Raw genomic sequence first — 17,921 nt, 5'->3', positions numbered from 1 at the left:
AAATCATTTTGAAATATAAAACTATATATGAAAAGTAACAATCGAGGGAATAGGGGATAACAAAACTTTTAAGAAGGAAAGAGTGTTCTTAAAGCTCTTTTTGCATCTATTCCTTCAAAGATAAATAATACAAGCTCTCTCTTTTTTACACTAAGGAAAAAGGATACTAGAGTGCTTAAGTTTTTAATAGAAGTAAGTGCTCCGTGTTTACCTATAAATACATTCGTTTGAAATGTTGTCATTAAAGCATAAAAATGATGAATCTGCGTTATTGTAGGTATTTCATTATAAGAAATAGTAGTAGAGTGAATGGCGTTCATCGTAATATTCCTTTCCATATAGTAAGCATAACAATATAAACATACCCGTTTTAAAAAATGTTAAACATATAAATAAGAAAAAATATAATTATAGTTTTTTACGTTTAGAAAAGGTTAGGAAGGGTATACATATACTACAAAGAGATTGACTGAAGATGAATTGTAAGATGTCTATGTTTAGTAGATTAGTCTATCAAAATATACTTTTACTTTAAATAAAAAGGAGCCTGGTATACATGAATGAAATGATGATTAATATTACATTTGATTTAATTTACTTGTTAAGTAGTTCACTTGTAGTGCTTTTACTATTCGCTTTTTTCGTAAATGGTTATGTTAATAAGAAAATTAGTGTATACAGAAATGAAGAAAAATAAAGATACATTATATAAAACTTTAGGAGGTTAATAGTTATGAATGTAGATAGAAAAATAGTAGGTGTTTTTAGAACCATTGATGATGCGGCACTCGTTATTAATGAATTAAATGAAAAAGGATACTCAGCAGATAACATTTCAGCTATTGCGAAAGATCAAAAGGAAATTGAACATCTAGAAGAAAAATCGGGTGAAAAAGTGAATAGCGAAACTGCACATAAAGCAGATATCTTTTCAGCGACAGGGCTTGTAGCTGGAGGAGTAGCAGGCGGACTCGGAGGTTTATTAACAGGTCTTGGTATACTTGCCGTTTCTGGAATGGGTCCAATTGTAGCAGCAGGACCAATCGCAGCAGCTATTGGAGGAGCCGGTATTGGCGGAGGAGCTGGAAGTTTAATAGGAGCATTTATCGGCTTAGGAATCCCTGAAGACCATGCTAAAAAGTATGAAGAATATATTTACGATGGAAATATATTAATTTTAGTAGATGCAAAATTAGATGATAAGTTAGAAATCTATAAAATATTTGATAAGCATAATGCTTATAACTCTGATTTCTTTAAATAAAATGTAAACAAAGTGAATATCGTTTTTGATCTTACAACTTTGGCGCGGCCGAGGAGTCGTATGACTATAAGAGAGGAAGGGCTTATAGTAAAAGATCAAGTTCTATTATGATATTGAGAAGGAAGAGGTGTCTTTTCGTGATCGTAAAAATATTAAAGGATAGTAGTAATAGTTTCCTTTGCACAGTTCAAAATAAAAATGGAGATCAGTATGTGAAAAAATGGTTTAGTAAACATGAAAATAATAAAGAATTAGGGCGACCAACGTTTAAAGAAGTAGAAAAGGATTGGAAAGAAAATAGAGAATCGTTTATGTACCCAAATGTTAAAGCGCTTTATTGAACATAATGGGGGTTTTATTCTTACAAAATTGTCACACTCCTGTAAGGTAATTCAATAGATTAGATATTTTTTCTGTGTCATAATAAAGACATAAGAAAGCGCATTAAAAAACTACAACTTATTAGGAGAGTGTCAGTCATGATTGTAACAACAACGTCTGGAATTCAAGGTAAAGAAATTATTGAGTATATCGATATTGTAAATGGTGAAGCTATTATGGGTGCAAATATTGTCCGCGATTTATTCGCTTCCGTTCGTGATGTTGTCGGTGGTCGTGCTGGTTCTTACGAAAGCAAGCTAAAAGAAGCTCGTGATATCGCAATGGACGAAATGAAAGAACTTGCAAAACAAAAAGGTGCGAACGCTATCGTTGGTATTGACGTAGATTACGAAGTAGTTCGTGATGGAATGTTAATGGTTGCTGTAAGTGGTACAGCTGTACGTATATAAGTAAATAAAAAACAGGCTCACCCCTTGAAGTTTATGCTTTGAGGGGGTTTTTTGTTTTTAAGTTGTAGAAGTAAACTCCAGTTGCAAGGGTAAAATGAAAAAGAGACAGTGATGCTACATATATGTAATGTGAGTGCAAACTTTATAATAAAGTTGTTATTTGAGATAATGGAAGAATTAGTGGTATAAATAATTTTATAGATAATAATCAAAATAGAGAAGACAGAATGTTCATGGATGGAATAGTTAAGGGGATTTTCCAATCTGTAATAAAAAACGGAGGTACCGAGAGCGGTTTACAGATGTCTACTACATAAAATTTATAATGGATTGGAGGCAATTTTTATGTTTTGGTTAGGAGGCTTTTTAGGATACATTGTAGGTTCTATTACTACATGTGCGCTACTTTACTTTGGTTATAGAGCCGAGAAGAACAAAAAAGCGGATATGCGAAAGAAAGAGGAGAGAAACATCAATAAAAAAGGTGTATAGGATGTGGAAGAAAAATTGATAACATTGATGCAAAAATAAAGGACAGTTACATATTTTATATGATTACTATGTACTGTCCCGCTTATTCCTTTTGGATTAACAAAAATTGTTTCCTGCCTTGCTATAAAATTCATAGGCAAAAAAACCAAATAAATAGCCTATTCCGGATCCTAAACTAATTGAAAGTAGTGAGAAATCTGGGGAAAACATGCCGGAAATCAAACCAATTATACAGCCGACAAGCATTCCTATAGGTATTAAACTGTCTAATAACAGTTGAGCCTCTTTTGATTTTTTCTTACCCAATTTGCCGTGCTTATATTTATGTTCCAATCTTTTTATTACAAATACTACAATTAACCCGACTAGTATAATAGGCCAAATTGTCGAAATGAACCACATGTTAGAAGCTCCTTTCGTTTTTTAATTAAATTATACCATATATTAACATTTTAAATTTAAGCGGAGAGAAGGTCTTCTGCATTTCTTCTCCTTTTATTCATGACTAAAGTTAATAGGAGTAAAATTAAGCTTAAAAGTGCCATTATAATAAAAACTTGCGTATAACTATCAAAATAGTCACGAGCGATTCCAGCTAGGACAGGAATGAATCCGCCCATAATATATCCTCCTGATTGCATCATAGCAGTCCATGCACTTGCATCTTCTGAAGTTTTTGTTTCATATAGTGGCAGCATAAGAGCGAGTGGAAATACGCCGCCGAGCCCGATCCCTAGTAAAATAGAAGGGGTCCATGGTGTAGTTAGTGGGTAAATCATAAGCGATAAACCTACGAGTACAAAGCATATACTTCCTAATAACCAAAGTGCTCTGTTTTTATAAATATCCGCTAATGTTGGAATTAAAAAGCTACATATCATTTGAATCACTGTAAAAACAGTTATAAGAGTACCCGCTTGCTCGCTACTCACACCCATACTTTGATTTGCTGGCGCAAGCCAAGTCGTAATAGAGTAAAATATTCCTGATTGTAGTCCGAAAAAGATTGTGAACAACCATGCTTTTTTATTTCTTAAAGGTAAGCTATTATTCTTTTTATTTTGTGTACTCGTATTCTTCTTTCGTTTCATAACGGGATACCAAAATATAATGGCGATAATAGTTAGTGCACCCCAAAAAGCGAGTGCCATATTCCAAGATCCTTTTAATACATGTTGTAAAGGAATCGTTAATCCTGCACTTAAAGAAGCACCAGTACCCATACCTACTGAATATATGCCAATCATTAAGCCGATTCTCGTAGGGAATTTTTCTTTAATAAAACCTGATAATAACGGGCCTGCAAGTGCAATTCCAATACCGATAAATAAAGAGCTCGCGAATAATGTGGAAATAGAAAAGGTAAAGACCCTTATACATGTTGCCAAGCCAATTAAAATAAGACAAGCCATAATTGATTTTTCTGCCCCGTATTTCTTAATTACCTTCCCAGTCAGTAAGGCGAATGTCCCCATACAAAAAACAGGAATAGCTGTTAAAAAACTAACGGAAAAATTGCTTATATTTAAGTCTTGTCGGATTGTTTCTAATACAGGTGAAACAGATGTAATTCCGATACGTAAATTAATAGAAACAAAAAATAGCGCTAGTATATACAAATAAGTTCGTTCTTGATGTTTCAATTTCATTTTCTCCTCTCTTGAACATCAGATGTTATTGAGTATATCATCTGATGTTTTTGTGTAATAGATAAGGAGCTTATTTCAGCTCCAAATTTTGAACAGCGTATTTTCGTGCTTCTTCAGTATTTTGTTTTAAAATCGCTTGGAATAACTTTTCATGAATGTCAGAGTTATCTTCATAGTTCGCTGTATGTAATATGAATTGGCTTAAAATGTGACGAAGGGCAGGTACGAAAGATTGATACAAATCAAGTAGAACTTCGTTTTTGCTCGCCTTTGCAATGGCTAGATGAAACTGAATGTCTGCATCTATGTATGCTACATAATTTCCTTCTTGAAGGGCATTTTTTCTTTTATTCAAATGTCCTTTTAAATATAAAAGATCCTCTTCGCTTCGGCGCTGTGCCGCTAACATCGCTACTTCTTTATCTAACATATTTCGTGCTTCATACACATGATTTATATTAGCTGCTTGCAGTCTTTTTTCAAATGAATCTTGCGTTGTATTTAATGAGACAATACGAGTGCCTTGTCCTTGTCGAACTTCTAATACGCCAGCATGTACTAATATCTTTATACTCTCTCGCAGCGTTGAACGTCCTACCCCTAGCTCTTCCATTAATTGCGGCTCTGTAGGGAGGCGATCACCAACTTCATACTCGCCAGAAAAGATTTTCTCTTGTAGACGTTCCAATACTTCATCGACTAATTTCCGCCGAGAAACTTTTGAAAAAGATTTCTTTTCGTTCATATTCATCTGCTCATCTCCTGTTATGTTCGCTTTTATGATAACCAATATAAGTTCTGTTGAAAATGTTATTTTTAGGTAGTTGAAGCCGGGATATCAAAATTAGGTTTATAAGACATAAAAAAATCAATCAAAATAGAGTCTTCAATTGCATTCAATAACTCGTCAAAAACACTTTCCCTTTCGTTTTCTCAGCAGATTGCACAACATCAACTGCCGCTTTCACATCTGCTAAGTCATACGTAGAATGTACCGTCATAAAACACAATTGCTTATTTTCTACTAAACGAATTAAGTGACGAAACGTTTCTTGCCATTTATATGGTGACACTTCATTATTCCAATGTCGTAAATGAAATATGTTTGCGTGTACTTTTGCTTTCATGACAATCTCGGCCCAGTTCACTTGTATTCCTGATAGAAGACCGATCGTTAAAAAATGCCCGTTTGGACGTAAGGAGAAAGCTAATTCATTTCCATCCGGTCCTCCGATGGAATCAATTGCAGCATCCGCACCTCTGCCGTTTGTTAATGTCATAACTGTTTCATAAAGCGGGGTAGTGGAAGTATCAATTACATATGCAGCACCAAGGCGCAGTAATTCTTCTGTATGCTTATTATTTCTTGTAACAGCAATTAATCGGAAATTTAAAATTTGCGATAACTGCGCAAATAGATGTCCAATAGCGGATCCACAAGCATTCACTAATAAAACATCATTAGGCTGTAAGTTTAACGTTTCTGTACAAGTAACCCACGCTGTAAGGGGATTAATATACATTTGTGCCGCTGTGAAATCATCAATGGAATCAGGAATAGGGACTACAAAATCAGCTGATGTCTTCACATATTCTTGCCAAGTACCTTCCCCGCGTAACGGTAACACACGTTTACCGATAAGCTCTCTAGAAACAAAAGCTCCTACATCTTCTACAATACCAACACCTTCATAGCCAGGTATGTTAGGTAAAGGGATTCTATGTGCGTACGCTCCAGTGATGGGAATTAAGTCAGATGGATTAATCGGTCTAACTAGCATACGAACGAAAACTTCATTATCTGTTAGTGGTTCTATATTTTTATATTCAACTTGTAATACGTCTTTTGGATTGCCAAACTTATGAAATTGAATGCATGTTCCAAGCAAAGTAATTTGCCCCCTTAGTTTCATTGGGTTTATTATAGCATTTTTAGTTTGGGTGGTTATTTTGTTAGTGATAAATAGGGTTTTTAATTTACGTATTTATCAGAATTTTATAAAATGTGTATATAACTATGAAATGGGGGGGATTTCTTCATGTGTACTAGTTTGACGTTACAAACTAAAAATTTCCAACATCTTTTTGCAAGAACAATGGATTTCACATTAGATATGAATCAGGAAGTAATAATCATCCCTCGGCGTTATCAGTGGAATAATATAACTGGTGAAACGATCCGAGCGAAAAAGGCTGTTGTCGGAATGGGAATTAATCATGAAGGAAGGGTCATTATGGCGGACGGAGTAAATGAAGCTGGTATGACGTGTGCTACTCTCTATTTCCCGGGATTCGCTACTTATAGTAACAGTATAGATAACAATAAAACGAATTTAGCGCCATTTGATTTTGTAGCTTGGAGCCTCACGCAGTTTAATTCTGTTGAAGAGTTAAAAAAATCTGTTGATAACATTTCTCTTATAGATATACCATTACCAGTTTTAGGAATTGCTCCGCCGCTACATTGGATTTTAGCAGATAAATGGGGAGATTGTATTGTACTTGAGCCGACAACTGATGGACTAAAAATGTATGACAATCCACTAGGAGTGATGACTAATAGTCCCGAGTTTAATTGGCATTTACAAAATTTAAGACAATATATTGGTCTTAAATCGCAGCCATTTGCGCCAACGGAGTGGGGAGATGTACCATTAAGTGCTTTTGGCCAAGGTTCAGGAACGATGGGGCTTCCTGGAGATTTCACTCCGCCATCAAGATTTGTACGGGCAGCATATGGCAAACAAAACATTCAAAGTATAGAGAACGAAGAAGAGGGGATATCGGCTATTTTTCATATTTTATCAAACTGTGAGGTTCCTAAGGGGGCAGTAATAACAGAAGACGGTATATTAGATAATACGATCTATACAAGTGCAATGTGTATGGAGTCTGGAACATATTATTACCATACTTACGATTGTAGACAAATTATAGCTATTCATTTATTCCATGAAAATTTAGATGCAACTGAGATTAAAACTTATCCGTTTCAGCGGAAACAAAAAATATTTTATGAAAACTGAAGCGCCCCTGAAAAAGTGAGACTAATAAAAACACCTCCATTTAATTTGCATACTTAGTATGCGAATTTAGGAGGTGTTTTTTATCATTTACCAATATTCAGGTTTACTTCTTGCTATTCTATTAAGCCGAAGCTCTCTTCATTCTCTCAAGTAAACTAGATAACACATGCGTACGATAAGATTCTAGTTTTTTACCTTCATAAGTACGGATACCTAATTTTTTAAGTTCTTTTACATACCAACCTTTGCTTCCGAAATACATGTGATCGCTCCCCTTCAACTTTGTTTTTATTTATTCTGATTGCATATGGAGGTACAGGAATTATTAATGAAGGAAATGAATTTCGCGCGAAAATGGTTAACTTTGTTGCAAAAGACATATATACTAAAGATAGTATACAACGAGGTGGACAAGACGTGATTATAGAGAAGCACGAAATTCAAATTGACCAAATTACTAGCGGTAAAGTGAATATCTTTACTTTCTATCGAAATAGAAAGCAAATTGATGATCATTTTTTACGATTGCAAGAACCATCGCTTACAGCAAACTACTTCTTCCATTTTCATTTTGATGCAGAGAGCTTGCATCTACTGCAGAAAGAGTTTCCGAGCGTATATCCGTACGACGGTAGTGAAACGATTCACGACTGGACGGAAAAGATGAAAGCTGAATTGCAACATCAGATCCAAACAGGTAAATGGAATAAACGCGTACGTATCGGTAATCGCATTCTAGATGTGGTGTTTACGTGGTGTGACGAAGATATAGTAGAGTGAAAAAGAAGCGGATGACGCTTCTTTTTTTAGCGCTGGAATAAAACGAGCTTACCTGCAGTAGATGTACAGCGATGTGTTTTTTCATACAATCCTTTTTCTTGTAAGATAGATTCACCTTTTGCTTTTGCTTCTTTTTCAGTTGCCGCCTCGAATGATTCGTCTAATGCTTTTGAACCATCTTTTTCAAAGACTGTTAGAACGTATACTCCCATGAAAATTCCCTCCAATAATTAAAATCAGAATCTTATAATTATTTTGACATAAAATGCTACAATATGCAAAGAAATATATGACATTGCGTGGTAAAATAGAATGAAACTTTAATCATCGAGAATATTTTTATTCTCGATGATTATTAGTTTTCAGCGATTTTAATTTTGATAAAATGAAACTTTTGAAAGATAGGAAGGATCGTTATTTGTGAAACAAGTAAAGTTTATACATGCGGCTGATTTGCATTTGGATAGTCCGTTTAAAGGGATGGAGATGAATGTTGCGCAGTCTGTTTGGGAGAGAATGAAGCAAAGTACGTTTGAATCATTTGAGCGTATTGTTGATAAAGCAATTCAAGAGCGCGTTGATTTCGTATTACTAGCTGGGGATTTGTATGATGCGGAGACGAGAAGTTTGAGGGCGCAAGTGTTTGTGCGTGAGCAAATGAAGAGACTTTCGCAGTACGATATCCCTGTTTTTATTATTCACGGTAACCATGATCATTTAGGAGGAAGCTGGGCAGCAATTGAGTTTCCGGAAAATGTTCATGTATTTACTGAGCCTTATGTAGAAGAGAAATCATTTTATAAAAATGGTGAGCTATTAGCTTCTATTTATGGTTTTAGTTATTTGCAGCAAGCGGTAACGGATAATATGACAGCGCAGTATACGAAAATGAGTGATGCGCCTTTTCATATTGGCATGCTTCACGGAAGTGTGGAAGGAGATGCAGAGCATAATCGCTATGCACCGTTTCAAATTCGTGAGTTGAAAGAAAAACAGTTTGATTATTGGGCTCTTGGCCATATACATAAACGTGAAATTTTATCAGAAGAACCATGCATTATTTATCCAGGGAACATACAAGGTCGTCATCGTAAGGAAACAGGCGAGAAGGGTGCGTACCTTATTGAACTTACGAAACAAGGAACGCAGTGTTCATTTTTCCATACGGCAGATGTTGTATGGGATGAAATCGAAGTTTGTATTGATAGACTTGAAACTGTTGATGAACTTATGACGAGCCTATCTACTGCGATGAATGAATGCCGAAGAGAAGAGGAAGGTACGCTATTAACTGTCGTATTCACAGGACAAGGTCCACTTTCACCTTATTTGCGTGACGAAAAGCGCGTGGAAGAGATTTTTCACATTTTAGCATCTGGCGAAGAGCGAAAAGATTTTGTATATGCGATGAAGTGGAAAAATGAGACGGTTTCTTTTGCGGAAATCGAACGTTTGAAAGCGGAAAATCATTTCGTAGGTAGTGTGCTAAAGGAGTTAGAAGCTTTCAGCAATATGGACGGAGTATTGCGCACTATTTGGACATCTCCTGTAGCGCGTAATAGTATTGAATCTTTTACAGAAGAAGAGAAGAAAGAGATTCAAAAGGAAGCAGAAAATATTATTTTAGAGCAATTATTCCAGCAAGAGAGGGATAAAAAATGAGAATTGAAAAACTCCATATTTATGGGTACGGAAAATTAGAAAATGTGGAAATGGATCTTTCCTTGCTGACGGTGTTATATGGTGAAAATGAAGCGGGGAAATCGACAATTCGCTCATTTATGAAAAGCATTTTATTCGGTTTTCCGACGAGAGGACAGCGCCGTTATGAGCCGAAAGAAGGCGGGAAGTATGGCGGTGCGATGACTGTGCAAACAGGGCAGTACGGTCGTTTGAAAATTGAGCGATTGCCAAAGACGGCAGCTGGCGAGGTGACCGTTTATTTTGAAGACGGGAAAACGGGCGGAGAAGAAATTTTAAACGATATATTAAGCGGGATGAATGAAAGTTTATTTGAATCTGTCTTTTCATTTGATATGCATGGTCTTCAAAATATTCATCAGCTAGGCGAAGCGGATATTGGCAATTATTTATTTTCGGCAAGTGCAGTCGGAAGTGATGCGCTATTGCAGTTAGATAAAAAGCTAGAAAAAGAAATGGACCAGCGCTTCAAGCCGAGTGGGCGTAAACCAGAAATTAACGTGTCATTGCAAGAGATGAAGAAACTTGAAGAGAAGATGAAAGAGTGGCAAGGAAAAATTGGCACGTATGAAAAACAAGTAGAGCAGTTAAAAGAAAGTGAAGAGAAGCTTGCTTCTGTTCGCGGGGAAAAAGAGAGTGCAGAAAAGCGAAAGCAAGATTATGAAATATTAGCAGCGCTTGAGCCACTCGTTATTGAAAAACGTGCGCATGAGAAAGTGTTAGAGAACGAGAGCGGGCAGTTTCCTGTAAACGGAATGGCGCGTTATGAAGCAATTAAGGCGAAAATGGAGCCGCTTCAATTACAAGTTGATTCGCTCCACAAGAAAATTGAGACAGTGCAATCGGAAATTGCTTCGATTCAAATAGATGAAGAGTTTTTACAAAAAGAAAGTTATGTAGAAGAACTTCGTATGCAGCATATGTCTTACGAAAATGCACGCCAAGAAATGCGTGATATGAGCGGGAATATTACGAATATAAAAGAAGAAATCGCAGAACTAGAACAACAAATTGGTACTACTTTTGAAAAGGAAACAGTTCTTTCATTTGATATGAGTTTGGCAACGAAAGAGTTAATTACGCAAACAGTGCAAAAGGCGCGCGAATTAGAAACGCAAAAAGCACAGCTCGATGATCGTTTTAAAGTAGCGCAAGAGCAATTAGAAGAACAAGAAGAAAATATAAGACAGATTAAGAAACAAATGTTAGTGGATGAAGAGAGAAATGTGTTAGTTGAGAAAGAGAAATCGTTCCAAGATGCGGCGTTTATCGGTATGGGCGCAGAGAGAATGAAGCGCAAGTATGAAGAGAAAACAGGAGCAGCTAAGCAAAAGAAAAAGCAGTGGCAAAGAGTTTGTCTTCTGTTACTCCTTATTAATACAGGCATTTTATTCACAAGCTTATTGATAGACAATCGCCCGCTCTTATTTATTAGTGTCATCGTATTTGTAGGGATTGTTCTCGCCCTTGTTTTATATAAAGATCCATCAAGTGGATTACAAGAAGAGCTCCTTACACTTCAGCAAAGTGCTGGCGGGAGACAAAGTGAAGAAGCGATGTCTGTTCGCTATCAGTTAGAAAAAGATGAAGAGATTCGGAAGTTATTTGAGCGTGAGTCTTATAAGTTACAGCAGTTGGAACGAGCGTATGATAAAGTCGTTTCATCGTATGAGGAATGGGAGAGAGAAACGTTCCAGGCGGGAGAACAAGTCGATGCATATAAAACGCGCTATATGTTTCCTGAATTTTATACGTATGCACACATATTGCCGGCGTTTGAGCGTATTGAAAAAATGCAGCAATTATATCGTGAATTAGAGAAACAAGGCAAGCGAAAATCTTCATTATATGAAATGATTTCGCAGTTTGAACATAAACTAGAAAATGTTATCGGTAGTGCGGAGTATAGTAAGCTACACGAGGCACAAAGCCGTATGCAAAATGAGAAAGAGAAGCGCCAAACTTGTAAGCAGTTAAAAGAAAAACTGGCGGAATGGCAAGAAGAATATGAGTTTATGCAAGAACAATTAAAGCAATTACTAGTAGAACGAGACAGTTTATGGCATATTGCAGCGTCTACAGATGAAGAGATGTTTTTAGAAGCAGGTAAACTAGCGGAAAAACGTGAAGATGCAGAGAAACAAGTGGGGCGTTTATTACCGCAAATTGATCTGTTAGAACAACGTTTAACGAGTTTATCATTAGCTGAACATTACGAAGCTGACGGTTATGACGGAAAATTAAAGCAAGAACTGACAGTCGTGCAAAACTGTCTGGCGCAAGAGAAAGAACTGACAGAGCATATTGCGAAACATCGTATGGAAATTGCGAATTTAGAAGAAGGTAGTACGTACGGTGATTTAATGCATGAATGGGAAATGAAAAAAGCGCAAGTGCGTGAACAAGTGAAGAAGTGGGCTGCTTATGCGGCCGCAAAAACGGTGTTAACGAAAACGAAGCAATATTATCATGAAGTACATCTTCCTCGTATTTTACAAAAGTCAGAAGAGTATTTCGTCTATTTAACAGGCGGACGATATAGTAAAATCTTTTCACCGTCAGAGTCAGAGCCGTTTATTGTAGAGCGTAACGATGGTATGCGTTTTTACAGTCATGAACTAAGCCAAGCGACAGCGGAGCAGTTGTATTTATCGCTGAGATTTGCACTAGCAAAAACATTTGAGCATGATTATCCATTTATTATTGATGATAGTTTCGTGCACTTTGACGCGGTAAGGACGAATCGAACGATTGAACTTATAAAGGAAATTGCAAAGGATAGACAAGTCATATTCTTTACATGTCATGCGCATTTACTCGCGTATTTTACAGAAAAACAGATTATAAAATTAACACATATGCGTAAAGAAAATGAGTTGTAGTGTGCTATACTAAAAGTAACTGATTTGGTGGAGGAATTCGAATGAAAAAGAAAATTGCAGAGTATGAAGTTGGTGAACAAGTCGATATTTTCTTGTTAATTAAAACAGCGACAAAAGGTATCGCAAGCAATGGAAAGCCATTTTTAACAGTAATCTTACAAGATCCAAGTGGAGATATTGAAGCGAAGTTATGGGACGTATCACCAGAAGTTGAGAAACAATATGTAGCGGAAACAATCGTGAAAGTAGCTGGAGATATTTTAAACTACAAAGGACGTATTCAATTACGTGTGAAACAAATCCGTGTTGCGAATGAAAATGAAGTAACAGACATCTCAGACTTCGTAGAAAAAGCACCAGTGAAAAAAGAAGATATGGTTGAGAAAATTACGCAATACATATTTGAAATGAGAAACCCGAACATTCAACGTCTAACAAGACATTTATTAAATAAGCATCAAAACGAATTTTTAGACTATCCAGCAGCGACAAAGAACCATCACGAGTTCGTATCTGGACTAGCTTATCACGTCGTATCAATGCTTGATTTAGCGAAAGCTATCTCAAATCTATACCCATCGTTAGATAAAGACTTACTATATGCAGGCGTTATTTTACATGACCTTGGTAAAGTAATCGAACTATCTGGCCCAATTTCTACAACGTATACGTTAGAAGGAAATTTACTAGGCCACATTTCTATTATGGTGAACGAAATTGGTAAAGCGGCAGACGAATTGCAAATCGATGCAGAAGAAGTATTAATTCTTCAACACATCGTCCTTTCGCACCACGGAAAAGCGGAATGGGGTAGCCCAAAACCACCATTAGTAAAAGAAGCAGAAATTCTGCACTACATCGATAACTTAGATGCAAAAATGAACATGATGGACCGCGCATTAGGACGCACAAAACCAGGCGAATACACAGAGCGTGTCTTCGCACTTGATAATCGTTCGTTCTATAAGCCGACGTTCCATAATTAATAATGTGAATCAAATGGCCTCATTAAGTGTTAATACACTTAGTGAGGCTGTTGTATAATGATAATAAAGTTATTGAATTTTGATTATTAAAAAGCTAAGAGCCTTACTACATTCTACGTAGCAAGGCTCTTTAAAGTTGTTTCAAATTACATCCATCTGTTCGTTCAAGTGTAACTATTCGCAATTATTTGATATTATATAGGTGAATAGAAAGATACATTAAAAATTAGTTTCGTAGTTGTAAAAGGAGGTTATTTATATTATTTTCTTATAATTTTCCAAAAGGGAGAGTTTATGAAAAAGATTATTGTTTTTGTATTAACGATATTTATATTATTCTCAGGATTCGCAACACAAAGTTATGCGTTGTCAGATTCGCAATCTGCGGCAATACAAGCGTTGCTAGATGATGCCTGTCGTATATCAGGTGTGCCGGGAATGTCAATCTCAATACTTGCTGATGATGAAGTGTTCTACTTTTCTTCAGGGTATGCAGACCGTGAAAAGGGGTTGTCTGCAAGTGAAAATACACTCTATGAGTTAGCCTCGGTCAGTAAAGCTTTTACCGGTATGGGTATTATGCTATTGGAAGAGCAAGGGCTGCTCTCAATGACTGACCCTGTCCAAAAATATTTACCTTGGTTTACATTAAAGTATCAAGGGAAACCTGTTGATATGCAAAGTCTTACACTAAATAACTTTCTTCACCATACCAGTGGTCTAACAAATATTAGGCATCTTCAAAATATTCCACAAGGCAATACACCGGATATGTTGCAAAAGACTGTGGAAATGCTCGTTGATGCTGAATTGGCGTTCCCTCCCGGTGAACAGTATAACTATGGAACCGTTAATTATGACGTATTGGGTTTGGTTATTGAGATTGTGTCGCGACAAAGCTATGAAGACTTTATGAAGGAACAGGTATTTCAGCCGCTAGGTCTTCACCAGACGTATGTTTATAAAGAAGATGCTCAAGCTACTGGACAGTTGGCACAGGGCTACCGTTCTTCCTTTTTTATGACAACTCCATTTAAAGCTCCGGATTATGCTGGGAATAAACCCGCAGGCTACATCATTTCTAATACAAAAGATATGGCTCGTTGGCTGGGCATACAGATGGGTATCGTGCAGGACATACCCGAAATATTTCACACGGTTATCGAAAAATCACATAGGGGTGATATGTCTGTTTCGGCTGTCAACGGTATGTATTATGCGGCAGGTTGGTCCGTAAATGCCGAACAAACGATTATAGAACACACTGGGGGCAATCCAAATTTCAGAACCGAAGTAGTCATACTGCCAAATGAACGAACAGCCGTCTCCTTGCTGAGCAACGGCACAAATACCAATACAAACATGGTACTAAAAGTTAAAGATATATTAGAAGGCAATCTAACTCAGTCATATGAAATAAGCGGCACACAGCTTTTGGATATCATTTTGTCGTCTATCACAATTATTTTTTGCCTATTGGCCGTTTTGCTATTTCTCTTAGGATTACGCAGAAGGAGAACGAATGAGCGACAGCCAATGACAAAAAAGAGAATAACCGTAACAGTTATTTTCCTGATCGCTACGATTGCTCTGGGTATACTGTGCTGCGCTTTCGATTGGTCAACAATACTTATGTGGCAAACATATAGTGTTCTTACAGCTTTGATTTCGTCAGCATTATTAACAGCAAGCATTACATGGTTTGTATACACTCACCGATAAAATACCTTGCTCCTAAGATAAGCATAATGTTAAGTCATTAAAGTCCGATTGGTGAGGGTTGATAATCAGTGGGGGGTGAAGAAAACCCCCACTGATTAAAGTTTCACTTTATTAAAAATGAAATAAAATAGTTAAGAAGTACGCATGGGTGTAACGAAGAACTAATAAAACATATCTTGCCACTAGAATGGGGGCATATCAACTTTTAAATTGAGTACCGCCAGCATTTGAGAAAAAATATGTTAAGCAAAAAATACAATAAGCTGTCCATATGGGCAGCTTATTTACATAATTCTCGATATTGGAAGTTGATTAATATCAGTTCATTTGTTTTTCGAAAGGAGTTATTTTGTTCGTTCAAAGATAATATCAAAGTAATTCGCGTACCCCATAGTTGGTGGCGCAAATAGTTGATTTTATAGGGGGAAAACCTGTAACTAAAGCCTAACATAGGTGTTTTTGTTTAAATTTTGCTTAATTCTCACTAGTAATTAACTAAAAATTTAGAAATCGTTATATAATGAATTTAATTTAAAATTAGGAGTGATTAAATTGCCAGATATGATAAACCTCGTTCTTTTCATCATTATAGCGAGGTGTTAAAACTTCTAATAGAAAGCATATTCGATTAAGAAAGAAGGGGTAGTTATGAAAACTAGTGAAGAAACGCATTGGCAAAGGTTTAAACGTAAGAGTAAATCCCCGAAAGAGTGGTTAAAGAAAGTATACGAATTTTTTATTAATGAACACGTATGGGATGCTATCTTTAAAGTGTTCCTTAAACTAGTATGGGCAGTAAAAGGTATGGGGAAAAGCTTGAAACGGGTAATAGAAAACATATTCAATTAAATTCTATTCTTTCATAATTTCCTATAAATTTGTTTTATATAATGGAGTGTGAATACGACAGTTGATACAGCAATGGCTATAATACCTATATGTGCGTAAAAATTGAAGTAATCATATTTCTGGAAGAAAAATTCAAGGACAGGAAATAAAAGAGTAAGACTAGCAATTAATATTAATTGTTCTTTTTTCATTATCATGCCTCCTTCTTTGTATAATTCAGCATTGATAGAAACAATTCCTATATGAATATCCTATACATGATCAGTTAACATAACGTCCTATTATCGGTAGCAAGGAAAAAGGAGGAACCCTACTCTCACAAGGGAACCTCCTTTTTTTGTTCTATCAATCTATGCAATTTTTTATACATTCCTATTCTGGTGCGGTTTTAGGGTTCTTGTCTGTTATTGGATTAACGAAAAAACTGTATAAAATCTCGCATACTCTTAGCGTGTTTTTTTCAAAAATGCTGGCGATATCTCACATCCATCAACTTATGAATTTTATAATGTCCTCAAACCAAGAATTTCTCGTGTTTTTAGTCCAAAATGTTATTTAATAAAAAAATATCTCGAATTTGAGATAAATTACTTGCTTTTTAATCACTTGAGTTGTAAAGTGATAGTAACGAAAGCGATTGAGTCATATGAAAAACATACACTCAGTTGTTTTCGAGTTAAAAACGAAAATAACTTATGCAGTAAAAACCAAGATGAATTTACAAAAACATAATGAGAATAAATTGAACAGCTAAAAAACATATTATTTTTTTATCATCACTTGACTAGTAAAACGAAGTGGAGGAATTACAAATGTATAAAATTAAAGGGCATCATCACATTTCAATGGTTACGAAAAATGCAAATGAAAATAATCACTTTTATAAAAATGTGCTTGGCTTACGTCGTGTGAAAATGACAGTAAATCAAGATGATCCGTCAATGTACCACTTATTTTATGGAGATAAAACAGGAAGTCCAGGTACGGAATTATCATTTTTTGAAATTCCTTTAGTAGGAAGAACATATCGCGGTACAAATGCAATTACTCGAATTGGATTGCTCGTTCCTTCAGAGGATAGCTTACATTACTGGAAAGAACGATTTGAGAAATTTGATGTGAAACATAGTGAAATAACAACATATGCAAATCGTCCTGCTTTGCAATTTGAGGATGCTGAAGGTCTTCGCTTAGTATTACTCGTTTCAAACGGAGAAAAAGTAGAGCACTGGGAAACTTGGGAGAAATCAGAAGTTCCTACAAAGCATCAAATTCAAGGAATGGGTTCTGTAGAAATGACAGTTCGTAGACTTGATAAAATGGCGAGTACACTTACAGAGATGTTCGGTTATACAGAGGTTAGCCGAAATGATCAAGAAGCGATTTTCCAGTCCATTAAAGGAGAGGCTTTTGGAGAAATCGTTGTGAAATATTTAGATGGTCCTACTGAAAAACCGGGCCGCGGTAGCATTCACCATTTAGCAATTCGCGTGAAAAACGATGCAGAGCTTGCTTATTGGGAAGAACAGGTGAAACAAAGAGGCTTCCATTCTTCAGGAATCATCGACCGTTTCTACTTTAAAAGCTTATATTTCCGTGAATCAAACGGAATCCTTTTTGAAATTGCGACAGATGGACCAGGATTTACAGTTGATGGAGATGTGGAACATTTAGGAGAAAAACTTGATTTACCACCGTTCTTAGAAGATCAGCGTGCAGAGATTGAAGCGAATTTAGCACCTATTGAAGAGAAGTAATAGGAGAGAAAATATAAATTAA

General features: G+C 36.0%; 21 protein-coding genes. 13 read left to right on the top strand and 8 right to left on the bottom strand.

Features of this window, described 5'->3' with window-relative positions; translation table 11 throughout:
- Positions 1–68: 68 nt before the first annotated feature.
- A complete protein-coding gene (locus tag HMAS_RS19100) occupies positions 69–320 on the bottom strand; it encodes a hypothetical protein (RefSeq protein WP_116344958.1) in 252 nt (83 codons plus the stop codon).
- A gap of 236 nt (positions 321–556) precedes the next feature.
- On the opposite strand from HMAS_RS19100, the gene HMAS_RS27795 reads away from it, so the two are divergent.
- The 5 genes from HMAS_RS27795 to HMAS_RS27790 all read left to right on the top strand — a co-directional run bounded on the left by HMAS_RS27795 (position 557) and on the right by HMAS_RS27790 (position 2,547).
- Complete coding sequence (locus HMAS_RS27795; protein ID WP_001004571.1) at positions 557–697, top strand: hypothetical protein; 141 nt, start codon at positions 557–559, stop codon at positions 695–697.
- Positions 698–733: 36 nt separating this feature from the next.
- Positions 734–1,264 carry a general stress protein gene (locus HMAS_RS19095; RefSeq protein ID WP_001100100.1) on the top strand — a complete coding sequence of 177 codons (531 nt, stop codon included), beginning with the start codon at positions 734–736 and terminating at the stop codon, positions 1,262–1,264.
- Positions 1,265–1,401: 137 nt separating this feature from the next.
- Complete coding sequence (locus HMAS_RS19090; protein WP_065223399.1) at positions 1,402–1,605, top strand: DUF4028 family protein; 204 nt, start codon at positions 1,402–1,404, stop codon at positions 1,603–1,605.
- A gap of 138 nt (positions 1,606–1,743) precedes the next feature.
- Positions 1,744–2,055, top strand: coding sequence for a YbjQ family protein (locus tag HMAS_RS19085; protein WP_000637510.1), 312 nt, complete (start codon positions 1,744–1,746; stop codon positions 2,053–2,055).
- A 345-nt stretch (positions 2,056–2,400) separates the two neighbouring features.
- A complete protein-coding gene (locus tag HMAS_RS27790; RefSeq protein ID WP_000498642.1) occupies positions 2,401–2,547 on the top strand; it encodes a hypothetical protein in 147 nt (48 codons plus the stop codon).
- A 96-nt stretch (positions 2,548–2,643) separates the two neighbouring features.
- Here HMAS_RS27790 and HMAS_RS19080 read toward each other — a convergent pair whose 3' ends face one another.
- The 4 genes from HMAS_RS19080 to HMAS_RS19065 all read right to left on the bottom strand — a co-directional run bounded on the left by HMAS_RS19080 (position 2,644) and on the right by HMAS_RS19065 (position 6,085).
- Positions 2,644–2,949: a hypothetical protein gene (locus HMAS_RS19080; protein WP_098400417.1), complete on the bottom strand. Its 306-nt coding sequence runs from the start codon at positions 2,947–2,949 to the stop codon at positions 2,644–2,646.
- Between the two features lie 56 nt (positions 2,950–3,005).
- Positions 3,006–4,196, bottom strand: a complete 1,191-nt coding sequence (locus HMAS_RS19075) for a CynX/NimT family MFS transporter (protein WP_098391981.1) — start codon at positions 4,194–4,196, stop codon at positions 3,006–3,008.
- 70 nt (positions 4,197–4,266) lie between these two features.
- Positions 4,267–4,947 carry a FadR/GntR family transcriptional regulator gene (locus HMAS_RS19070; protein ID WP_098391982.1) on the bottom strand — a complete coding sequence of 227 codons (681 nt, stop codon included), beginning with the start codon at positions 4,945–4,947 and terminating at the stop codon, positions 4,267–4,269.
- Positions 4,948–5,092: 145 nt separating this feature from the next.
- Positions 5,093–6,085 carry a zinc-dependent alcohol dehydrogenase family protein gene (locus HMAS_RS19065; protein WP_097862466.1) on the bottom strand — a complete coding sequence of 331 codons (993 nt, stop codon included), beginning with the start codon at positions 6,083–6,085 and terminating at the stop codon, positions 5,093–5,095.
- 150 nt (positions 6,086–6,235) lie between these two features.
- Between HMAS_RS19065 and bsh the strand changes: the two genes are divergently transcribed.
- Positions 6,236–7,222 (top strand): choloylglycine hydrolase, encoded by a 987-nt coding sequence (gene bsh / locus HMAS_RS19055; RefSeq protein ID WP_116344957.1) that lies wholly within the window; start codon positions 6,236–6,238, stop codon positions 7,220–7,222.
- Positions 7,223–7,343: 121 nt separating this feature from the next.
- Here the strand turns inward: bsh and HMAS_RS19050 are convergent, their stop codons facing one another.
- The gene (locus tag HMAS_RS19050) at positions 7,344–7,484 is read right to left on the bottom strand and encodes a YflJ family protein (protein WP_000273537.1); all 141 of its coding nucleotides are present in this window, start codon (positions 7,482–7,484) and stop codon (positions 7,344–7,346) included.
- A gap of 155 nt (positions 7,485–7,639) precedes the next feature.
- Here HMAS_RS19050 and HMAS_RS19045 point away from each other — a divergent pair, with 155 nt between their 5' ends.
- Positions 7,640–8,002 carry a hypothetical protein gene (locus tag HMAS_RS19045; protein ID WP_000582785.1) on the top strand — a complete coding sequence of 121 codons (363 nt, stop codon included), beginning with the start codon at positions 7,640–7,642 and terminating at the stop codon, positions 8,000–8,002.
- A gap of 26 nt (positions 8,003–8,028) precedes the next feature.
- Here the strand turns inward: HMAS_RS19045 and HMAS_RS19040 are convergent, their stop codons facing one another.
- Positions 8,029–8,214 carry a YhzD family protein gene (locus HMAS_RS19040; RefSeq protein WP_000539552.1) on the bottom strand — a complete coding sequence of 62 codons (186 nt, stop codon included), beginning with the start codon at positions 8,212–8,214 and terminating at the stop codon, positions 8,029–8,031.
- A 208-nt stretch (positions 8,215–8,422) separates the two neighbouring features.
- Between HMAS_RS19040 and HMAS_RS19035 the strand changes: the two genes are divergently transcribed.
- The 5 genes from HMAS_RS19035 to HMAS_RS19015 all read left to right on the top strand — a co-directional run bounded on the left by HMAS_RS19035 (position 8,423) and on the right by HMAS_RS19015 (position 16,142).
- Positions 8,423–9,664 carry a metallophosphoesterase family protein gene (locus tag HMAS_RS19035; protein WP_061113541.1) on the top strand — a complete coding sequence of 414 codons (1,242 nt, stop codon included), beginning with the start codon at positions 8,423–8,425 and terminating at the stop codon, positions 9,662–9,664.
- Positions 9,661–12,585: an ATP-binding protein gene (locus tag HMAS_RS19030; RefSeq protein WP_061113542.1), complete on the top strand. Its 2,925-nt coding sequence runs from the start codon at positions 9,661–9,663 to the stop codon at positions 12,583–12,585. Before HMAS_RS19035 ends, HMAS_RS19030 begins: the two co-directional genes overlap by 4 nt.
- A 41-nt stretch (positions 12,586–12,626) precedes the next feature.
- Entirely contained in the window at positions 12,627–13,571 is a 945-nt protein-coding gene (gene yhaM, locus HMAS_RS19025) for a 3'-5' exoribonuclease YhaM (RefSeq protein ID WP_000726639.1), read from the top strand.
- A 294-nt stretch (positions 13,572–13,865) separates the two neighbouring features.
- Positions 13,866–15,293 carry a serine hydrolase domain-containing protein gene (locus HMAS_RS19020; protein WP_070179905.1) on the top strand — a complete coding sequence of 476 codons (1,428 nt, stop codon included), beginning with the start codon at positions 13,866–13,868 and terminating at the stop codon, positions 15,291–15,293.
- Between the two features lie 648 nt (positions 15,294–15,941).
- Positions 15,942–16,142, top strand: a complete 201-nt coding sequence (locus HMAS_RS19015; RefSeq protein WP_000858032.1) for a hypothetical protein — start codon at positions 15,942–15,944, stop codon at positions 16,140–16,142.
- A gap of 11 nt (positions 16,143–16,153) precedes the next feature.
- Here HMAS_RS19015 and HMAS_RS19010 read toward each other — a convergent pair whose 3' ends face one another.
- On the bottom strand, positions 16,154–16,333 hold the full coding sequence (locus tag HMAS_RS19010) for a hypothetical protein (protein ID WP_048558527.1): 180 nt from the start codon (positions 16,331–16,333) through the stop codon (positions 16,154–16,156).
- A 621-nt stretch (positions 16,334–16,954) separates the two neighbouring features.
- Between HMAS_RS19010 and HMAS_RS19000 the strand changes: the two genes are divergently transcribed.
- Positions 16,955–17,899 (top strand): ring-cleaving dioxygenase, encoded by a 945-nt coding sequence (locus HMAS_RS19000; RefSeq protein WP_000276675.1) that lies wholly within the window; start codon positions 16,955–16,957, stop codon positions 17,897–17,899.
- The last annotated feature ends 22 nt before the right edge of the window (positions 17,900–17,921 follow it).

Origin of the sequence: Bacillus sp. HMA207, assembly GCF_003402455.1 — a bacterium.
GTDB classification, from domain to species: Bacteria; Bacillota; Bacilli; order Bacillales; family Bacillaceae_G; genus Bacillus_A; species Bacillus_A cereus.
Note: the sequence above shows the minus strand (reverse complement) of the source record. Positions and strands in the feature narration are given on the sequence as shown.

Excerpts from the sequence above, each read along its gene's own strand:
- HMAS_RS19100 (WP_116344958.1), bottom strand. The coding sequence starts at position 320 with ATGAACGCCATTCACTCTACTACTATTTCTTATAATGAAATACCTACA.
- yhaM (WP_000726639.1), top strand. The coding sequence starts at position 12,627 with ATGAAAAAGAAAATTGCAGAGTATGAAGTTGGTGAACAAGTCGATATT.
- HMAS_RS19000 (WP_000276675.1), top strand. The coding sequence starts at position 16,955 with ATGTATAAAATTAAAGGGCATCATCACATTTCAATGGTTACGAAAAAT.
- HMAS_RS19050 (WP_000273537.1), bottom strand. The coding sequence starts at position 7,484 with ATGTATTTCGGAAGCAAAGGTTGGTATGTAAAAGAACTTAAAAAATTA.
- HMAS_RS19040 (WP_000539552.1), bottom strand. The coding sequence starts at position 8,214 with ATGGGAGTATACGTTCTAACAGTCTTTGAAAAAGATGGTTCAAAAGCA.
- HMAS_RS19020 (WP_070179905.1), top strand. The coding sequence starts at position 13,866 with ATGAAAAAGATTATTGTTTTTGTATTAACGATATTTATATTATTCTCA.
- HMAS_RS19015 (WP_000858032.1), top strand. The coding sequence starts at position 15,942 with ATGAAAACTAGTGAAGAAACGCATTGGCAAAGGTTTAAACGTAAGAGT.
- HMAS_RS19085 (WP_000637510.1), top strand. The coding sequence starts at position 1,744 with ATGATTGTAACAACAACGTCTGGAATTCAAGGTAAAGAAATTATTGAG.
- HMAS_RS19030 (WP_061113542.1), top strand. The coding sequence starts at position 9,661 with ATGAGAATTGAAAAACTCCATATTTATGGGTACGGAAAATTAGAAAAT.
- HMAS_RS27795 (WP_001004571.1), top strand. The coding sequence starts at position 557 with ATGAATGAAATGATGATTAATATTACATTTGATTTAATTTACTTGTTA.
- HMAS_RS27790 (WP_000498642.1), top strand. The coding sequence starts at position 2,401 with ATGTTTTGGTTAGGAGGCTTTTTAGGATACATTGTAGGTTCTATTACT.
- HMAS_RS19010 (WP_048558527.1), bottom strand. The coding sequence starts at position 16,333 with ATGAAAAAAGAACAATTAATATTAATTGCTAGTCTTACTCTTTTATTT.
- bsh (WP_116344957.1), top strand. The coding sequence starts at position 6,236 with ATGTGTACTAGTTTGACGTTACAAACTAAAAATTTCCAACATCTTTTT.
- HMAS_RS19070 (WP_098391982.1), bottom strand. The coding sequence starts at position 4,947 with ATGAATATGAACGAAAAGAAATCTTTTTCAAAAGTTTCTCGGCGGAAA.
- HMAS_RS19095 (WP_001100100.1), top strand. The coding sequence starts at position 734 with ATGAATGTAGATAGAAAAATAGTAGGTGTTTTTAGAACCATTGATGAT.
- HMAS_RS19080 (WP_098400417.1), bottom strand. The coding sequence starts at position 2,949 with ATGTGGTTCATTTCGACAATTTGGCCTATTATACTAGTCGGGTTAATT.
- HMAS_RS19075 (WP_098391981.1), bottom strand. The coding sequence starts at position 4,196 with ATGAAATTGAAACATCAAGAACGAACTTATTTGTATATACTAGCGCTA.